The 16768-nt window shown below is 71.7% G+C and carries 16 protein-coding genes and 2 tRNA genes; 12 read left to right on the top strand and 6 right to left on the bottom strand.

Annotation, left to right across the window (positions count from 1 at the left end; all coding sequences use genetic code 11):
* Positions 1-2 precede the first annotated feature (2 nt).
* The 6 genes from CRP27_RS03865 to CRP27_RS03840 all read left to right on the top strand — a co-directional run bounded on the left by CRP27_RS03865 (position 3) and on the right by CRP27_RS03840 (position 5696).
* Positions 3-998 (top strand): ABC transporter permease, encoded by a 996-nt coding sequence (locus CRP27_RS03865; RefSeq protein WP_097179383.1) that lies wholly within the window; start codon positions 3-5, stop codon positions 996-998.
* Positions 995-2668, top strand: coding sequence for an ABC transporter ATP-binding protein (locus CRP27_RS03860; RefSeq protein WP_097179382.1), 1674 nt, complete (start codon positions 995-997; stop codon positions 2666-2668). The genes CRP27_RS03865 and CRP27_RS03860 overlap by 4 nt, the downstream gene beginning before the upstream one ends.
* 145 nt (positions 2669-2813) lie before the next feature.
* On the top strand, positions 2814-3752 hold the full coding sequence (locus CRP27_RS03855; protein ID WP_097179381.1) for an ATP-binding cassette domain-containing protein: 939 nt from the start codon (positions 2814-2816) through the stop codon (positions 3750-3752).
* Positions 3753-3844: 92 nt separating this feature from the next.
* On the top strand, positions 3845-4762 hold the full coding sequence (locus CRP27_RS03850) for a D-isomer specific 2-hydroxyacid dehydrogenase family protein (protein ID WP_255257446.1): 918 nt from the start codon (positions 3845-3847) through the stop codon (positions 4760-4762).
* Positions 4763-4914: 152 nt separating this feature from the next.
* A tRNA-Asn gene (locus CRP27_RS03845) sits at positions 4915-4987 on the top strand.
* A gap of 220 nt (positions 4988-5207) precedes the next feature.
* Entirely contained in the window at positions 5208-5696 is a 489-nt protein-coding gene (locus CRP27_RS03840; protein WP_097179379.1) for a hypothetical protein, read from the top strand.
* Positions 5697-5747: 51 nt separating this feature from the next.
* Here CRP27_RS03840 and def read toward each other — a convergent pair whose 3' ends face one another.
* A complete protein-coding gene (def, locus tag CRP27_RS03835; protein ID WP_079235778.1) occupies positions 5748-6323 on the bottom strand; it encodes a peptide deformylase in 576 nt (191 codons plus the stop codon).
* A 39-nt stretch (positions 6324-6362) separates the two neighbouring features.
* Here def and CRP27_RS03830 point away from each other — a divergent pair, with 39 nt between their 5' ends.
* The 6 genes from CRP27_RS03830 (at position 6363) to CRP27_RS03805 (ending at position 11313) form a co-directional block, all read left to right on the top strand.
* The gene (locus CRP27_RS03830) at positions 6363-7274 is read left to right on the top strand and encodes a multidrug DMT transporter permease (protein WP_176505451.1); all 912 of its coding nucleotides are present in this window, start codon (positions 6363-6365) and stop codon (positions 7272-7274) included.
* Positions 7275-7429: 155 nt separating this feature from the next.
* Complete coding sequence (locus CRP27_RS03825; protein WP_097179378.1) at positions 7430-8641, top strand: glycosyltransferase; 1212 nt, start codon at positions 7430-7432, stop codon at positions 8639-8641.
* A 13-nt stretch (positions 8642-8654) separates the two neighbouring features.
* Positions 8655-8729: transfer RNA gene (locus CRP27_RS03820), tRNA-Ile, on the top strand.
* 94 nt (positions 8730-8823) lie between these two features.
* Positions 8824-9864, top strand: a complete 1041-nt coding sequence (locus tag CRP27_RS03815; RefSeq protein WP_255257417.1) for an AI-2E family transporter — start codon at positions 8824-8826, stop codon at positions 9862-9864.
* Positions 9861-10664 carry a DUF1684 domain-containing protein gene (locus CRP27_RS03810; protein ID WP_097179377.1) on the top strand — a complete coding sequence of 268 codons (804 nt, stop codon included), beginning with the start codon at positions 9861-9863 and terminating at the stop codon, positions 10662-10664. The genes CRP27_RS03815 and CRP27_RS03810 overlap by 4 nt, the downstream gene beginning before the upstream one ends.
* Positions 10665-10809: 145 nt before the next feature.
* A complete protein-coding gene (locus CRP27_RS03805; RefSeq protein WP_255257445.1) occupies positions 10810-11313 on the top strand; it encodes a DUF3145 domain-containing protein in 504 nt (167 codons plus the stop codon).
* Positions 11314-11793: 480 nt separating this feature from the next.
* Here the strand turns inward: CRP27_RS03805 and CRP27_RS03800 are convergent, their stop codons facing one another.
* The 5 genes from CRP27_RS03800 to CRP27_RS03780 form a co-directional block, all read right to left on the bottom strand.
* Positions 11794-13038, bottom strand: coding sequence for a beta-ketoacyl synthase (locus CRP27_RS03800; RefSeq protein ID WP_079235781.1), 1245 nt, complete (start codon positions 13036-13038; stop codon positions 11794-11796).
* Positions 13039-13125: 87 nt separating this feature from the next.
* Positions 13126-13374: an acyl carrier protein gene (locus CRP27_RS03795; protein WP_058741348.1), complete on the bottom strand. Its 249-nt coding sequence runs from the start codon at positions 13372-13374 to the stop codon at positions 13126-13128.
* A gap of 88 nt (positions 13375-13462) precedes the next feature.
* Positions 13463-14467 (bottom strand): beta-ketoacyl-ACP synthase III, encoded by a 1005-nt coding sequence (locus tag CRP27_RS03790; protein WP_097179376.1) that lies wholly within the window; start codon positions 14465-14467, stop codon positions 13463-13465.
* Positions 14464-15417, bottom strand: a complete 954-nt coding sequence (locus CRP27_RS03785; RefSeq protein ID WP_097179375.1) for an ACP S-malonyltransferase — start codon at positions 15415-15417, stop codon at positions 14464-14466. Before CRP27_RS03785 ends, CRP27_RS03790 begins: the two co-directional genes overlap by 4 nt.
* Positions 15418-15538: 121 nt before the next feature.
* Entirely contained in the window at positions 15539-16768 is a 1230-nt protein-coding gene (locus CRP27_RS03780) for a CdaR family transcriptional regulator (RefSeq protein ID WP_079235784.1), read from the bottom strand.

The raw sequence follows: 16768 nt of genomic DNA, 5'->3' as shown, positions 1-16768 counted from the left end.
AGATGGCTGACACCTCCCTCGTCGACCGCCACGAGCCGCTCTGGAAGCGGCTGCCCGTCGTCCTCCAGCTCCGCAAGAGCACGGGCTGGCAGCGCGCCATGCTCATCACCGGCGTGGTCATCTGCGCCCTGTACCTGATCGTCGCGATCGCCGCGCCGCTCATCGCCCCGTACGGCTTCGGCCAGCTGCAGGGCGCCGACGGCCAGAGCTTCCCGCGCACCGGCGAGCCGAGCTCCGCGCACATCTGGGGCACCACGGTCGGTGGCTTCGACGTGTTCAGCCGCGTGGTCTACGGCGCCCGCACCGCGGTGCTCGTGGTGATCGTGGCCGTCGTCGTGTCGATCATCATCGGCGTCATCCTCGGCATGGTCTCCGGCTACATCGGCGGCTGGCTGGACCGGATCCTCGTGGTGGTGGCCGATGCCATCTACGCGTTCCCGTCCCTGCTGCTCGCGATCGTCGTCTCGATCGTCATCTCCGGCGGCAACTCGAGCTACTCCGGCGGCATCATCGCGGCGGCCATCTCGATCACGGTCGTGTACGTCCCGCAGTACTTCCGGGTCGTCCGTGCCGAGGCCGTCCGCCTGAAGAACGAGGCGTTCGTCGAGTCCGCGCGCGTGATGGGCACGAACCCGTGGCGCATCATGACGCGGCACGTGCTCCGCAACTCGACGCGCTCCCTGCCGCTGATCCTCACGCTGAACGCGAGCGACGCGATCCTGACGCTCGCGGGCCTCGGCTTCCTGGGCTTCGGCATCGGCCCGACCAGCGGCGCCGAGTGGGGCTACGACCTCAGCCGCGCGCTGTCCGACGTCGCGAGCGGCGTCTGGTGGACCGGTGTCTTCCCGGGTGTCGCGATCGTCGTGCTCGTGCTCGGCGTGACGTTCATCGGCGAGAGCCTCAACGACATCTCGGACCCCCGTCTGCGCGCGCGCCGGCGGCTGAAGCAGCTGGTGTCGCGCAAGCAGGCCGCCAGCACGGAAGGGGCGGCAGCATGACCGACACCACCACGGAACCGGTCGTCGTCGTCGACGACCTCACCGTCACCTTCGCGACCGACGGCGGCGCCGTCGACGCGGTCAAGGGCGTCAGCCTCGACGTCCGCCCCGGTGAGGTCCTCGCCCTCGTCGGCGAGTCCGGCTCCGGCAAGTCCGTGACGGCCCGCAGCATCCTCCGGCTGATGCCGGAGACGGCGACCCTCGGCGGCGCGGTGTACCTCGACGGCACGGACGTCGTCACGGTGGGCGCGCAGAAGCTGCGCAGCCTCCGCGGCACCGCGGGCGCGATGGTGTTCCAGGAACCGTCGACGGCGCTCAACCCGGTCTTCACGGTCGGGTGGCAGATCGCCGAGGGGCTCCGGGCGCACGGCGGTGTCTCGAAGAAGGAGGCCCGCGCGAAGGCGATCGACTACCTCCGCCGCGTCGGCATCCCCGACCCGGAGACGCGCGTCGACCACTACCCGCACCAGTTCTCCGGCGGGCAGAAGCAGCGCGTCGTGATCGCGAGCGCGCTGGCCCTCGAACCGTCGGTGATCATCGCGGACGAACCGACGACGGCGCTAGACGTGACGGTGCAGGCCGAGATCCTCGACCTGCTCCGCCGCTGCCGTGACGAGTTCGGCGCCGCGATCGTGGTCATCACGCACAACATGGGCGTGGTGGCCGACCTGGCCGACCGCGTCGCCGTGATGTACCAGGGCGAGGTCGTCGAGGAGGCCCCGGTGCGCGAGCTCTTCGCGGACCCGAAGGCCGACTACACGAAGCGGCTCCTCGCCGCGGTGCCCCGGCTCGAGGCCTCGACCGGCGTCGCCCGTCGCGCCGCGATCACGTCGGACGTCGAACCGCTGGTGTCGGCGAAGGGGCTCGAGATCGAGTACCCGGGCCGACTCGGTGCGCACGCGTTCAAGGCCGTGAAGGGCGTCGACCTCGACATCCGCCCCGGCGAGGTGCTCGGCCTGGTGGGCGAGTCCGGCTCGGGCAAGACCACGATCGGCCGCGCGATGGCCGGTCTGACACGGGTCACGGGCGGTTCGCTCCGCGTGCTCGGCACCGAGATGCTCGGGTACCGCGAGCGGGACTTCAAGCGGCACCGCAAGGACATCGGGTTCGTCTTCCAGGACCCGGCGACCTCGTTCAACCCGCTGCTCACCATCGCCGAGTGTGTGGCCGAGCCCCTCGTCGTGCACGGTGAGGTGTCGAGCCCGCGAGCCGCCCGGAAGCGGGTCGGCGAGCTCCTCGAGATGGTGCAGCTGCCGGCGGCGTACGGCGACCGGTACCCGCACGAGCTGTCCGGTGGTCAGCGACAGCGGGCGTCGCTCGCGCGGTCGATCGCGTTGCGTCCGAAGCTGCTCATCGCCGACGAGCCGACGAGTGCGCTCGACGTGTCGGTGCAGGCACGCGTGCTCGAGTTGTTCCTCGAGCTCCAGCAGGACCTCGGGTTCGCGTCACTGTTCATCAGCCACGACCTCGCGGTCGTCGGCGCGCTCTCGGACCGGATCGCGGTGCTCTACCGCGGCGACCTGGTCGAGACCGGGACGACGGCCGAGGTCCTCGGCGCACCGCAGCACCCCTACACGCAGCGACTCCTGGCGTCACTCCCGGTTCCGGACCCAGCGGAACAGGCCGAGCGACGGCGTACGCTTGAGGCACTGGAGAACGCCGGGCCCTGACCCGACGCGACCAGCCTGGAGGCGCGGCGTGCGTCGACGACGCACGCCGCGCCTCCAGGCGGTCGCCTCCACCGCACCACGCACGACGGCCGGTGCACCCGGCCCGTCGCGAACCGCCGCCAGGGGGCGGCGTGGAAGGGGACCCATGATCGCGGTGAACGGACCGGCGGTCGTCGCAGACGACGTGTCGATCGAGTACCGGAGCGGACGGGGGACGGACGCGATCCGTGCCGTCGACGGCGTCAGCCTGACGGTCCGCCAGGGGGAGATCCTCGCCGTGCTCGGCGAGTCGGGTTCCGGCAAGTCGACGTTCGCCGCGGCGATCGCGGGGCAGCTCGGCGCGACCGGCGAGGGCGAGGGGGCCCACCGTCGGCACATCGTCGGGGGTGAACTCACCGTGCTCGGGCAGAAGACCCGTGGGCTGCGGACGACCTCGCGGAAGGCCGAACGGCTCAGCGGCCGCATCGGCTACCTGCCCCAGGACGGTGCGGACCGGCTCAGCCCGGACCTGACCGTCGGCGAGGCCATCGCCGAACCGATCTACGTGCGCGACCGTCGCTTCGACCGGAAGGAAGCCGGCCTCATCGTCGCGCGCCTGGTCGACGCCGTGCACCTGCCGCTCGGCGTGATGCGGCTCAACACCTGGGAGCTCTCGAGCGGGCAGCGGCAGCGCGTCGCCCTCGCGCGGGCGCTCGTCCTCGAGCCGCAGCTGCTCGTCGCCGACGAACCCGCCCGTGGCGTGGACGTGCTCGTGCGCCAGTCGGTGCTCGAGGCACTCGCGACCCTGCAGCGGAACCGGCAGTTCTCGGCGGTCGTCGTGTCGAGCGACCTCCGCGAGGCCCGGGCCCTCGCCGACCGGGTGGCCATCATGGCGGAGAGCCGGCTCGTCGGACTCGGCACCTTCGACGAGGTCCTCGACAACCCCGTCGACCCCTACGTCAAGACGCTCGCGGCGACGGCGGCCCGTCCGGTGAAGCGACGCCCCGCGGCCGCGGCTGTGAACCCGGCGCGTCGCTCGTCGGCACCCCGCCGGCCCGTCCCGGCCGGTACCGGACCGCGTTCGGAACGGCAGGAGAACGCGTGAGCGCGGGGTCCGGTGCCCGCGGGCACCGCGCCGTCGTGACGGACGCGGGCGCCGCGCTGCCGATCGCGCCGCCCACCGCCGGGCGGGTCGCGATCGCGCCCACGACGTCGTCGGCGTCGTTGCACGAGTCCGCGGTGACTTCCGCCGGGGGAACGGTCGGTCCGTTGGACGCCGAGGCCCGTGGGCTGGTGTGGCTCGACCCCCGCGACCCCGCCGGCCTGTCGGACGCGCTGGAGTCCGCTCCCGGAGTCGGTTGGGTCCAGCTGCCGTTCGCCGGCGTCGACGCCTTCGCCTCGCTCATCCAGTCCCACGGTGACCGGGTGCTCTTCACCTCGGCCAAGGGGGCGTACGCCGAACCGGTCGCCGAGCACGCGCTCGCCCTGACCCTCGGGACGCTCCGGGTGCTGCAGAAGCGTGCTCGTGCGCGCTCCTGGGCGACGGAGCCCGAGGGCGTCTCGCTGTACGGACGGAACGTCGTCGTGATCGGTGCCGGGGGGATCGCGCAGGAGTACATCCGGCTGACCGCGCCGTTCGAGGTCTCGGTGACCGTGGTGCGGCGCTCGTCGTCGCCCGTCGACGGCGCCGACCGCACCGTCACCACTGACCAGCTCGACGAGGTCCTGCCCGACGCCGACGTGGTGACGATCGCCGCCGCCATGACGTCCGGCACGGCGAAGCTGTTCGGGCCTGCGCAGTTCGCGCTGATGAAGCCGTCCGCGCGACTCGTGAACATCGCCCGCGGGGGACTCGTCGACACCGACGCCCTGGTGGACGCGCTGCGCGACGGCTCCATCGGGGCCGCCGGTCTCGACGTGACCGATCCCGAGCCGCTGCCCGACGGCCACCCGCTGTGGGACGAGCCGGGCGCGATCATCACGCCGCACCAGGCCGACACGCCGGAGATGGTGGCGCCGCTGCTCGCCGAGCGGGTGCGGCTGAACACGGCGGCGTTCCTCGGTGGCGCCGGCTCGGGGTTCGTGGGGGTCGTCGACCCGGTGGCGGGGTACTGAGCACGGTCGCGTGCAGCGGGCCCGGGCCAGCGGGCGGTACGCCCGTTCCCGCGGGCGGCACGCCCGGGATGCATGCCGGATGCGCGGGGTGGCTCCGAGGTGCTGCTATGCTGTTACCCGTTGTTCGCACGACATTCGCCAGCGGACAGTGATCCTCGATAGCTCAATTGGCAGAGCAGCCGGCTGTTAACCGGCAGGTTGTTGGTTCGAGTCCAACTCGGGGAGCAGACAGGCCCTCACCTTCGGTGGGGGCCTTTCGCGTGCGCGGCGCGCTGCGCGCGGGTGGGCGGCGCGCGGGTGGGCGGCGGGTGGGCGAGTCTCGCGATGGGCGACACGTCTCGGGGTCCGGAGCGCGAGAAGTGTCGCTGGGGGCGAGTCTCGGGCGGCGTCGGCCGGGTGCCGGACTCGCAGCGGACGCTTGGGCGGAAGCTGTTAGCGTTCACAGGTGATCACCGCGCGCCGAGCCCTCGCCGTGGGCGTCGTCGTCGCCGCGGCGATCGGCCTCGTCGGCTGCACGACCGGGGCGGAGTCCGAGCCCGAGGACTCCCTCGACACCGGAGCGACCTCCGGGGTCTCGGCCTCCGGGACCTCGCCGATCGTGTTCGCGTTCGTCTGTGCGGACGGGTCGTCCGAGCGCTCCGAGACGTACACGACCTACTCGGCGGTGTGGGAGGACGACCGCACCGACTGCACGGCCGAGCGGATCACCGGGACGGAGATGTCCTCGCAGCAGCGTGCCGCGGTGCAGGTGACCGACGGCGACGCGACCCTCGAGGAGCTCGCCTCCGGGTGCGCCGTGCGGGGGAGCGGGCCGTGGGCGGACGCAGTCACCTCGGCGGCCCAGGCGCACGTCGCGGCCGGTCTGCTCGAGTACTGCCCCGGTCATCCGGAGACCGACCACCTGCGCGACGCACTCGCTGCCTGGCGGGGCTGACCCGCGCCTCCAGGCCCGGGGTGGGGCGTCAGCCCCCAGCGTCCCGCGGCGTCAGCCCTCGGGGTGGTCGCGGCCAGGCAGCCAGGACTTGCCCGGCCCGCCCCAGCTGTTCTTGCGGATCGCCTTCGCGACCTGCTTGCCGTAGGGGTGCACGAGTCGATCGGCGTAGAGGTACCCGTCGAGGTGGTCGTACTCGTGCTGGAAGATGCGGGCGAGCCAGCCGTGCGCCTCGACCTCGAACGGTTCGCCGTGCTCGTCGACGGCGCGGAGCAGGGCTGCCTCGGACCGGCGGAGCGGGAAGCGCTCACCCGGCACGGAGAGGCAGCCCTCGGACTCCTCGTCCTCGTCGAGCTCCTCCACAGCCTCGGGGACGGCGGGGGTCGTCCACAGGACGGGGTTGACGGCGACACCGCGGTGCAGGACCTCGTCATCATCGGTCCACGAGTACACGAAGAGCCGCTTGCCGACACCGACCTGGGGTCCGGCGAGCCCGACGCCCGGCGCCAGGTCCATGGTCTCGAACATGTCGGCGACGAGGGAACGGAGGTCGTCATCGAACTCGGTGACCTCGGCTGCACGCTCGTGCAGGACGGGTTCGCCGGTGATGCGGATCGGGAGAACGGCCATTCACCCAGGTTATCCGGCGGGGGACGGTAGCCTCGACGCGTGACGACGGACCTCCAGCTGCCGGACGCGGTGAACCTCACGCCGTTCCAGGCGCTCATGATCCCCGTCGCGCTCATCGGCGCGGTGTTCCTGTCCCTCGGTGCGCAGTTCCAGAGCCGCGGTGTGCAGCGGGTCGAGGCACGTCTCGGTCGGCAGTCGAAGGGCCTCAGCGTCCGGCACGTGGTCGGGCTGGTGTCGAGCGGCTACTGGGTGCTCGGCACGCTCATGCTCGGCATCGCCGTCGTCCTGCAGCTCGTGAGCATCACTTACGCACCGCTCATCGTCGTGCAGCCGCTCGGCGCGGTCGCCCTGGTCATCACGACGTGGTTCTCCTCGCGGTCCTCCGGCGTCCCGCTCGGGCGGCGTGCCCGTCGGGCGGTGTGGACCTGCATCATCGGTGTCGCGATCTTCGTCGGCATCGCGGCCTTCGTCGGCCACGAAAGCGCCATCACCCGGCAGCAGCTCGTCACGGTGCTGGTGATCCTGGCGGTCGTGCTCGTCCTCGTGCTGGTGTCCTTCCGGGTCGTGGCGAAGCACAAGAGCGCGCTCTACTACATCGTCGGCGCCGGCATCCTCTACGGCTTCGTGGCGACGCTGGCGAAGGTCACGCTCAACCGGTTCGTCAACCACACGTTCGACTGGCTGACGGTCCTCGCGATCGTCGGGGTGATCGTCGCGGCGTCGCTCGGCGGGTACTTCGTGCAGAACGCGTACTCCGCCGGCTCGGCCGACCTGGTCATCGCGGGACTGACCGTGATCGACCCGATCGTCGCCGTCGGCATCGGCGTGATCGTCCTCGGCGAGGCCGCCGGTGCGCCGTTCGTCGCGGTCGCGGGCTTCGTGGTCGCCGCAGCCATCGCGATCACGGGTGTGTTCCTGCTCGCGAAGCACCACCCGCAGACCCGGGCGTAAGCGCCAGCCGGGCCGGCGGCCCGGCGGGCCGGCCCCGGCACACCCGTCATACCTGGGTAGGGCCGGGTCCGCCGCGAGGCGGACGCACACCGCCGGGCCCCTGCGGTACCGTCGGAGACCGACCAGCAATCGCCCACGAGAGGACGACGCCCGCCGTGTCACAGGACGCCACCACCGCCACCGCCGAGCCGACGGGTGCGACGGGGGGTCGACGACCGCTGCGTGTCCTGATCGCCGCGGACACCTTCCCGCCGGACGTCAACGGTGCCGCCACCTTCGCCGAGCAGCTCGCCGTCGGCCTCGCCGAGCGTGGGCACGAGGTCCACGTCGTCGCCCCCGCGTCGAGCCGCCACTACGGCACCTTCGACGAGGAGCACCGCGGCGTCACCCTCGTCGTGCACCGGCTGAAGTCGTACAAGTGGCCGCTGCACGCCTGGCTGCGGTTCGTCTGGCCCTGGAGCGTCCGCAAGTGGACGGCGCCGATCCTGGACGCCGTGAAGCCCGACGTCCTGCACATCCAGTCGCACGTGGTGATCGGGCGCGGCATCGTGCACGAGGCGCACGACCGCGGCATCCGGGTCGTCGCGACGAACCACTTCATGCCGGAGAACCTGCTCGAGTACACGCCGTTCGGCAAGCGCACCCTGCCGATCGCGCTGAAGATCGCGTGGAACGACGCCGCGAAGACCTACCGGCTGGCCGACACCATCACGACGCCGACGAACCTCGCCGCGGACTACCTCCGCCGCGCCATCGCCGGGCAGCGCGTCCTCGCGATCTCGTGCGGCATCGACGCGACCCGGTACCTGGCACGCGAGGGCCGTCCCGCGCAGAACGACATCGTCTTCGTCGGCCGGGTCGCCCCGGAGAAGAACCTCGACGTCCTCGTCCGTGCCCTCGCCGCCCTGCCCGCCGAGCTCGAGGCGACGCTCACCATCGTCGGCGACGGCGAGATGATCCCGAAGCTCAAGGCCCAGGCGAAGGAGCTCGGGCTCGAGGACCGCATCCGGTTCCTCGGGTTCGTCTCCGACGAGGTGAAGCGGCAGGCGCTCACGAACGCCACGGTGTTCGCGATGCCCTCGACGGCCGAACTGCAGAGCATCTCGTCGCTCGAGGGCATGGCCTCCGGGCTCCCCGTCGTCGCGGCGGACTCGATGGCCCTGCCGCACCTGATCGACGGCAACGGGTACCTGTTCACGCCTGGTGACGAGCACGACCTCGCGGCCAAGCTCACGGCTGTGCTCACCGCCTCCGACGAGGACTACGTGGCCATGCGGGAACGCAGTCTGGCGATGATCGAGGCACACGACATCAACCGCACGCTCTCGACGTTCGAGTCGCTGTATCGTGGGGAGCCGGTGGCCTGACGGTCCCCGGCGAGGGGCGGTAGCCAAGCTGGTCAAGGCAGTCGGCTCATAACCGAACGATTCGCGGGTTCAAGTCCCGCCCGCCCTACGTGCACCTGCCGAGAAAGCGCGACACACCGCAGCAAGAGGACCACAGCCCGACGCCGAACGTGACGTTCGAGGTGACCCGTGGCGGTACTGGCGTGCGCGTCAACGCCTTCCGGATCGGCTTCATGGGCGCGATCGGTGTGCTCGTCGCCCTCGTGGCCGGCTCCATCGTGCACCAGCTGTCCACGGTGCTCGTCTACATCGGCGTCGCCCTGTTCCTCGCGCTCGGCATCGACCCGCTGGTCTCGTTCCTCGAGCGCTTCGTCCCGCGCTGGGTCGCCATCACGGTCGTCGTGGTCGGGGTCCTCGCGGCGTTCGCCGGCGTGGTGTTCGCGGTGGTCCCGATCCTGGTGCAGCAGGCGACGAACCTCATCCAGAACTTCCCGGACATCGTCAAGGACATCTCGAACCAGGAGTGGGTCCAGAACCTCTCCGACCAGTTCTCCGGGTCGTTCGACATCGACCACGCGCTGCAGTCGGTGCAGTCCTTCGTCGAGAACCCGGGCAACCTGCTGAGCCTTGGCGGCGGGATCCTGGCGGTCGGCAGCGGCATCCTGTCCGGGCTGACGGGTGCCGTGATCGTCATCATCCTGATGCTCTACTTCCTCGCGTCGATGCGCGGGATGAAGTCGATGACCTACCGGTTCGTCCCGGCCTCGCGCCGGCAGAACTTCATCGACGTCAGCGAGCAGATCACCCAGGCCGTCGGTCGCTACGTGGTGGGCCAGATCTCGCAGGCGCTCATCAACGGCATCCTGAGCCTGGTGTTCCTGCTCATCATCGGTGCACCGCTGCCCGTGCTGCTCGCGTCGTTCGCGTTCCTCGGCTCGCTCATCCCGCTCGTCGGCACCCTGGCGGCCGCGATCGTCATCTCGCTGCTCTGCCTGTTCGCCTCGCCGGCGACCGCCCTCGCCGCGGCCATCTACTACCTCGTGTACATGCAGGTCGAGGCGTACGTGATCTCGCCGCGCATCATGTCCCGCGCGGTCCAGGTCCCCGGCGCCCTCGTCGTGATCGCCGCCGTGGCCGGTGGCACGATCGGCGGTGTGCTCGGCGCCCTCGTCGCCCTGCCCGTCGCCGCGTCGGTGATCATCATCGTGCAGAAGGTCATCTACCCGCGGCAAGAGCAGTCGTGACCGCCTACCAGGACCACGTCGCGAGCCGTGCCCGCTGGGCGACGAGTCCTCGTGGCCCGTTGGCGCTCGTGAACGCCCAGCACGTCGCCCACGCCCAGCCGGTGTGGCCCGTCCCCGGCACCTGGGCGCCGGCACCCGGTGGCCTGACCGTCACGGCGGCGGCCGAGGACGGCGTGGTCGTCGACGGCGTCGCGGTCGACGGCGAGGTCCTGGTCGCCGGTGACGGGGCAGTCGTCCCGTCGACGGTCGCGTTCCCCGACGGTTTCGCCGGAACGGTGTCCGGCGACACCCTCCGCGTCTGGGACCCGGCATCCGAGGCGATCACCCGCTTCGCGGAGATCGCCCGCTTCGACCGGTCGGACGCCTGGGTCGCGTCCGGCAGGTACACGCCCCTCGAGGGCCTGGAGGCGCGTGGGACCGTCGTCGACGCCGCCGGCGATCCGCTCGAGGTCGTCGGGCACATCGAGACGGCCTTCGGCAGCACGACCGTCCGGCTCGTCGCGGTCCGGTCGGCACCGTTCCAAGGGTCGGCGCGGCTGCAGCTCATCGTGCAGGACGCCACGAGCGCCCTCGCGGAGGACGACCCGGGCAGCACCTACTCGATGGGGCGCTTCCTGTACCTCGACGACCCCGGTGCCGCCGACGACGTCGAGCTCGACTGGAACCTGCTCGTCCTGCCGCCGTGCGCGTTCTCGTACCAGTTCGCGTGCCCGATCCCGCCGGACGAGAACCGGATCCCGGTGCCGATCACCGCCGGGGAACGTCACCCGCTCGACACCGCCGGACACGTCTTCCACTGACTCCCGACGCGGTGTCTGGTGTTCCCAGCGCCCAGGCTGCATAATGGGCGTGTCCGCAAGGACATCACAATCGCATATCGATGGTTCCGAACGAACACTCCGAAGTCCAGGTCGATGGGGAAGTCGCACCTGACGAATCGGAGGAATCGTGAACGGAACGACCACCGGGGTGCTCTACGTGCACTCCTCACCACGCGCGCTCTGCCCGCACGTCGAATGGGCGGCAGGTCGCGCCATGAGCCGTGCCGTGAACTTCTCGTGGCTCGACCAGCCAGCGCAGGACGGCGCCCGTCGCACCGAGTTCACCTGGACCGGCGTGGTCGGGACCGGTGCCGCGATCGCGTCTGCCCTCCGCGGGTGGGAGCACCTCCGCTACGAGGTGACCGAGGAGCCCACCTCGCAGTCGGACGGCGGCCGCTGGATGCACACGCCGGACCTCGGCGTCTTCTACGCCCAGACGGACGTCACGGGCAACATGGTCGTCCCCGAGGACCGGGTCCGCTACGCGATGGAGGTCGCCGGCAGCAACGCCCTCGAGCTCCACCGTGAGCTCCGCCTGGCGCTCGGGCAGGCCTGGGACGACGAACTCGAGCCCTTCCGGCACGCCGCCGAGGGCAACCCCGTCGTCTGGCTCCACCGCGTCGGCTGACCCCGCACCGATCCCTCCGCCGCGAACGCCGTCCCTCGGGGCGGCGTTCGTGCGTCCGGGCCGCGTGCCGCGGGCCGCGCGGCGAACCCGTCCTCCCTCGCGAAAGCGACAGCGTGCCGCCAGACTCCGGCGGCAGACTGTCGCTGCGGCGGCAGGGGCCGTCGCGAGTACCGGCAGGCTGTCGCTTTGGCGACGGTGTCCGGTCCGCGGCGCAGGCCGTCCGATCCATCGGCGCCGCGGGCGCCCACGTTCGCGAGAGCGACAGCGTGCCGCCAGAGTTCGGCGGCAGAGTGTCGTTTCGGCGGCACGGGCCGCCGCGAGTGCGGGCAAACTGTCGCTTCGGCGACACAGTCCGGACCGCGCGAGCGTCAGACCGCTGAGCACGGCCCGGCGCAGCGCACCGCGCCCGGGCCGGCCACCGGAACGACGGAGGCCCGCCCCGGCGACGCGGGACGGGCCTCCAGGCCGGGGTGGACCGGATCAGGCGGTGCGGAACGCGACCACCGCGTTGTGCCCACCGAAGCCGAACGAGTTGCTCACCGCGAGCAGGTCGCCCTGCGGCAGCTCGCGCGGCGCCGTGGCGACGTCCATCACGATCTCCGGGTCCTGCTCGGTGAGGTTGATCGTCGGCGGCGCGACGCGGTTGTGCAGCGCCAGCACCGTGAAGGCCGCCTCGATCGCGCCGGCACCACCGAGGAGGTGACCGGTCGACGCCTTGGTGGCCGACACGACGATCTGGTCGAGGTGGTCGCCGAACACGCGGCGCATCGCGTGGTACTCGGCGATGTCGCCCACCGGAGTCGAGGTGGCGTGCGCGTTGACGTGGACGACGTCCTCGCGGGCGGCGCCGGCGTGCTCGAGCGCCTGCAGGACGGCGCGGGCGGCGGCGCTGCCCTCGGGGTCCGGGGCGGTGATGTGGAAGGCGTCGGAGGTGATGCCGGCACCGGCGACCTCGGCGTAGATCTTCGCGCCGCGGGCCTCGGCGTGCTCCTTCGACTCGAGGATGAGCGCCGCGGCGCCGTCACCGAGCACGAAGCCGTCGCGCGTGACGTCGTACGGACGCGACGCGGTCTCGGGGGAGTCGTTGCGACGCGAGAGGGCCTGCATGGCCGCGAAGGCCGCGAGGGGCAGCGGGTGCAGGGCGGCCTCGGCGCCACCGGTGATGACGATGTCCGCGTCGCCGGAGGCCACGTGGCGGTACGCCTCGGCGAGGGACTCGGTCGAGGACGCGCACGCCGACAGGTAGGTGCGGGCGCCACCGCGGGCACCGAACTCCATCTCGATGGCGGCGGCGGGGCCGTTCGCCATGAGCATCGGCACCGTCATCGGCATGACGCGCCGCGGGCCCTTCTCGCGCAGGGTGTCCCAGGCGTCGAGCAGGGTGTTGACGCCGCCGATGCCGGTCGCCCAGTCCACGATGAGGCGCTCGGGCACGACGGACTCGTCGTCGATGCCGGCGTCGGCCCAGGCCTCGCGCGCGGCGACGAGCGACAGCTGCGACGACGGGTCGAGGCGCTTCGTCTCCGGGCGGGTGAGCTGGTCGGTGAGGAACCGCCGCGCCTGGCCGGCGAACTCGACGGGGAGTTCGAGCTCGGCGTAGCGGGGGTCCTCGATGCGAGTGATGCCGGACTTGCCGGCGAGCAGCGCCTCCCACGTTTCCGGGGCGGTCGCGGCGAGGGGCGTGATGGCACCGATCCCGGTGACGACGACGGTCTTGTTGGTCATGGAACGACGAGTTCTTTCGTGTGGATGGAACGAGATGAGCGCCGCGGCCGACGGTTCGCCGGGGCCGCGGCGCTCAGGAAGTTCGCGTCAGGCCTGCGCCTTGACGATGAAGTCGACGGCGTCGCCGACGGTCTTGAGGTTCTTGACCTCTTCGTCGGGGATCTTCACGTCGAACTTCTCTTCGGCGTTGACGACGATGGTCATCATCGAGATGGAGTCGATGTCGAGGTCGTCGGTGAACGACTTGTCGGCTGCGACGGTGTCGGTCGCGATGCCGGTCTCGTCGTTGATCAGCTCGGCCAGGCCGGCGAGGACTTCTTCGTTGGACAGGGCCATGGGGGTTCTCCTTGAGGGGGGTGTCGTTTGACCGTGGACCAGCCTAGGGCACGAGCGGCGCGCGTGCCCGGAGGCTCGTCGGGATGGACTAGGGGAGGACGACGACCTGTGCGCCGAAGACCAGACCGGCGCCGAAGCCGATCTGCAGGGCGAGGCCGCCGGACAGCTCGGGGTTCTCCTCGAGCAGACGGTGCGTGGCGAGCGGGATGCTCGCCGCGGAGGTGTTGCCGGTGGTGGTGATGTCGCGCGCGATCACGACGGACTCGGGCAGGCCGAGCTGCTTGGCGAACTCGTCGATGATGCGGATGTTCGCCTGGTGCGGGACGAAGGCAGCGAGGTCCTCCGGGCGGACGCCGGCGGTCTCGAGGGCTTCACGGGCGACCTTGACCATCTCCCAGACGGCCCAGCGGAACACGGTCTGACCGGCCTGCCGTATCGTCGGCCGCGCGGCCCCCGCTTCCCACTCGTTGTAGGTCGAGGTCATGCCGATGGCGTCCCACTTCGAGCCGTCGGAACCCCAGATGGTGGGGGCGATGCCGGGGAAGTCGCTCGGGCCGACGATCGCCGCGCCCGCACCGTCGCCGAGCAGGAACGAGATCGACCGGTCGGTGGGGTCGACGATGTCGCTGAGCTTCTCGGCGCCGACGACCAGCACGTGGTCGGCGATCCCGGACTTCACGAACGAGTCGGCCTGGGCGATGCCGTAGGCGTACCCGGCGCACGCCGCGCTGATGTCGTACGCGGCGGCCGGGGCGGCACCGATGCGCTCGGCGAGGAGCGACGCCATGGACGGCGTCGCGACCGTGTGGGTCACGGTGCTGACGAGGACGACGCCGATCTGCGACGGCTCGATGCCCGCCTTGGCGATCGCGTCGCGCGCGGCGGCCTCGGCGAGGTCGACGGCCTCGACGTCCTTGCCGGCACGCATCCGGGTGATGATGCCGGTGCGCTGACGGATCCACTCGTCGGACGAGTCGATCGGGCCGACGAGGTCGTCGTTCGGCACCTCGTTCTCGCCGCGGGCAGCGCCGAATGCGAGGATGCGGGTGAACTCGTGGCCGCGTCGCTGGGCGAGCGTGGGACGGTCGGTCATGCGGTGGCGTCTGCTTCCTGGCCCGCTGCGTCGGCGTCGCGCTCCAGGAGCTCGATGGCCGCGGGCAGGTCGTCGGGGGTCTTGATGGCGACGGCCGGCGTGCCGCGGAGTCCGCGCTTCGCCAGACCGACGAGGGCACCGGCCGGTGCGAGTTCGATGATGCCGGTCACACCGGCGCCCGCGAAGGACTCCATCACGGCGTCCCAGTGCACGGGGTTCGCGATCTGGTCGACCATGAGGTCGACGAAGCGACGGCCGTCGTCGACACGGGAGCCGTCGGCGTTCGTCCAGATCGGGAGGGTCGGGTCCTGCACGGTCGCAGCGGCGGCGACCGGGGCGACCCGCTCGACGGCGGATGCCATGTACCGGGTGTGGAACGCACCGGCGACGGCGAGGGGGATCACGCGGGCCTTGGCCGGCGGGTTCGCCGCGAGCTCCTGGATCGCAGCGGCGGCTCCGGCGACGACGGTCTGTCCGCCGCCGTTGTGGTTCGCGGGGACGAGTCCGTGCTGTTCGAGCGCCGCGGCGACCTCGTCCGGGTCGCCGCCGAGGACCGCGGCCATCGAGGTCGGCTCGAGCGCGGCGGCGTCCGCCATCGCACGACCCCGCTCGGCGACCAGGGCGACGGCGTCGGTCGGCTCGAGGATCCCGGCGACGCCGGCAGCGGTGAACTCGCCGACCGAGTGACCGGCGACCCCGCCCACGAGGCCACGGCGGCCGTCGGCGAGCAGGGCGTCGGCGGTCACCAGGCCGGCGGCGACGATGAGGGGCTGCGCGAGTGCGGTGTCCTTGATCGTCTCTGCGTCGGACTCGGTGCCGTGCTTCGCGAGGTCGACGCCGATGGCCTCCGACCACGCCCCGACACGGTCACGAACGGTGGCGTCCTCGAGCCAGGGGGCGAGGAAGCCGGGGGTCTGGGAGCCCTGTCCGGGCGCGACGACGACGATCACCGGACAATCCTGCCTGTCGACCCGTGCCGTCCCCGTGTGGACTTCCCACAGCGATGTCGGCCCGACATTGTGCACTTCCTAGCGGCGGCGCGGGGTCCGGCGGCGCGGGGTGCGGCGGCGCTCACCGACGGTGCGGGATGCGACGCCGCCCGGCGGTCGACTCGGACATCGCGCCGAGGATGAGCGCCGACTGCACGATCAGGGCGTCCCGCGCGTGCGTGGCGTCCCAGCCGATGATGTCCGCCACGCGCCGTAGCCGGTAGCGCACCGTGTTCGGGTGCACGAAGAGCTCGCGGGCCGTCGCCTCGAGCGAGCGCCCGGTGTCGAGGTAGCACCAGAGCGTCTGCAGGAGTTCGGTCGACTGGTCCTTGAGCGGCACGTAGATCCGCTGCACCAGGGCGGACCGGGCGAGGGGGTCGCCGGCGAGGGCCCGCTCGGGGAGCAGGTCGTCGGCGAGGGCCGGACGGGGTGCACCGCGCCAGGCGCGTGCGACCGCGAACCCGGCGAGGGCGCCCTTCGCGCTGGTCGAGGCGTCGACCACGCCGGGGACCTCGTTGCCGAGCACCAGGTGTCCCTCGCCGAACGACGGCTCCAGGGCCTGCGCGATGGCGGTGAACGAGACGGGCTCCTCGCCCTCTGGTACGTCGTCCCGGGGGGTGGCCCGGCCGATCACCACGACGAGCCGCGACCCCTGCACGCCGATGAGCACGTCGGCGTCCATGTGGCGGGCGGTCCGGCGGATCTGGTCGACCTCGAGCTGCTTCGGGGCGTTGCCGACCAGCACCGCGACCTCGCCGTGGCCGTGCCACCCGAGGGCGGCGATGCGGGAGGGCAGTTCGTCGTCGTACTCGCCCGAGAGGATCGAGTCGACCACGAGCGCTTCGAGCCGGGCGTCCCACAGACCGCGGGCCTCGGCCGCGCGGGCGTAGACGTCGGCGGCCGCGAAGGCGATGTCCCGCGAGTACTTGAGGATCGCCTCCTGCAGCATCTCGTCGTCCTTGGCGCGCTCCTCGACGACCGTGACGACCACGCGGATGAGCTGGAGCGTCTGCTGCAGGCTCACCGATCGCAGGAGCTCACGGGGTGCGGAGCCGAACACGTCGGCTGCCGCGATCCACGGGGTGGACGCGGTGCCCTCGAGCCAGCTGATGAAGGACGTGATGCCGGCCTGCGCCACGAGGCCCACGGCGGAGCGGCGGCCAGGGGGCATCTCGCTGTACCAGGGGAGCGTGTCCTCGAGCCGCTTGATGGTGGCGGTCGAGAGTTCGCCCGACACCTGCCGGAGCCAGGAGAGCGCCCGTTCACGGTCGTTCTCCCGGCCCACGGCAGGGTCGGTGCGGGGTGTCGTCAC

Origin of the sequence: Curtobacterium sp. 314Chir4.1 (genome assembly GCF_900215175.1) — a bacterium.
Classification (GTDB): domain Bacteria; phylum Actinomycetota; class Actinomycetes; order Actinomycetales; family Microbacteriaceae; genus Curtobacterium; species Curtobacterium pusillum_A.
This window is presented reverse-complemented; position numbering and strand designations above follow the sequence as displayed.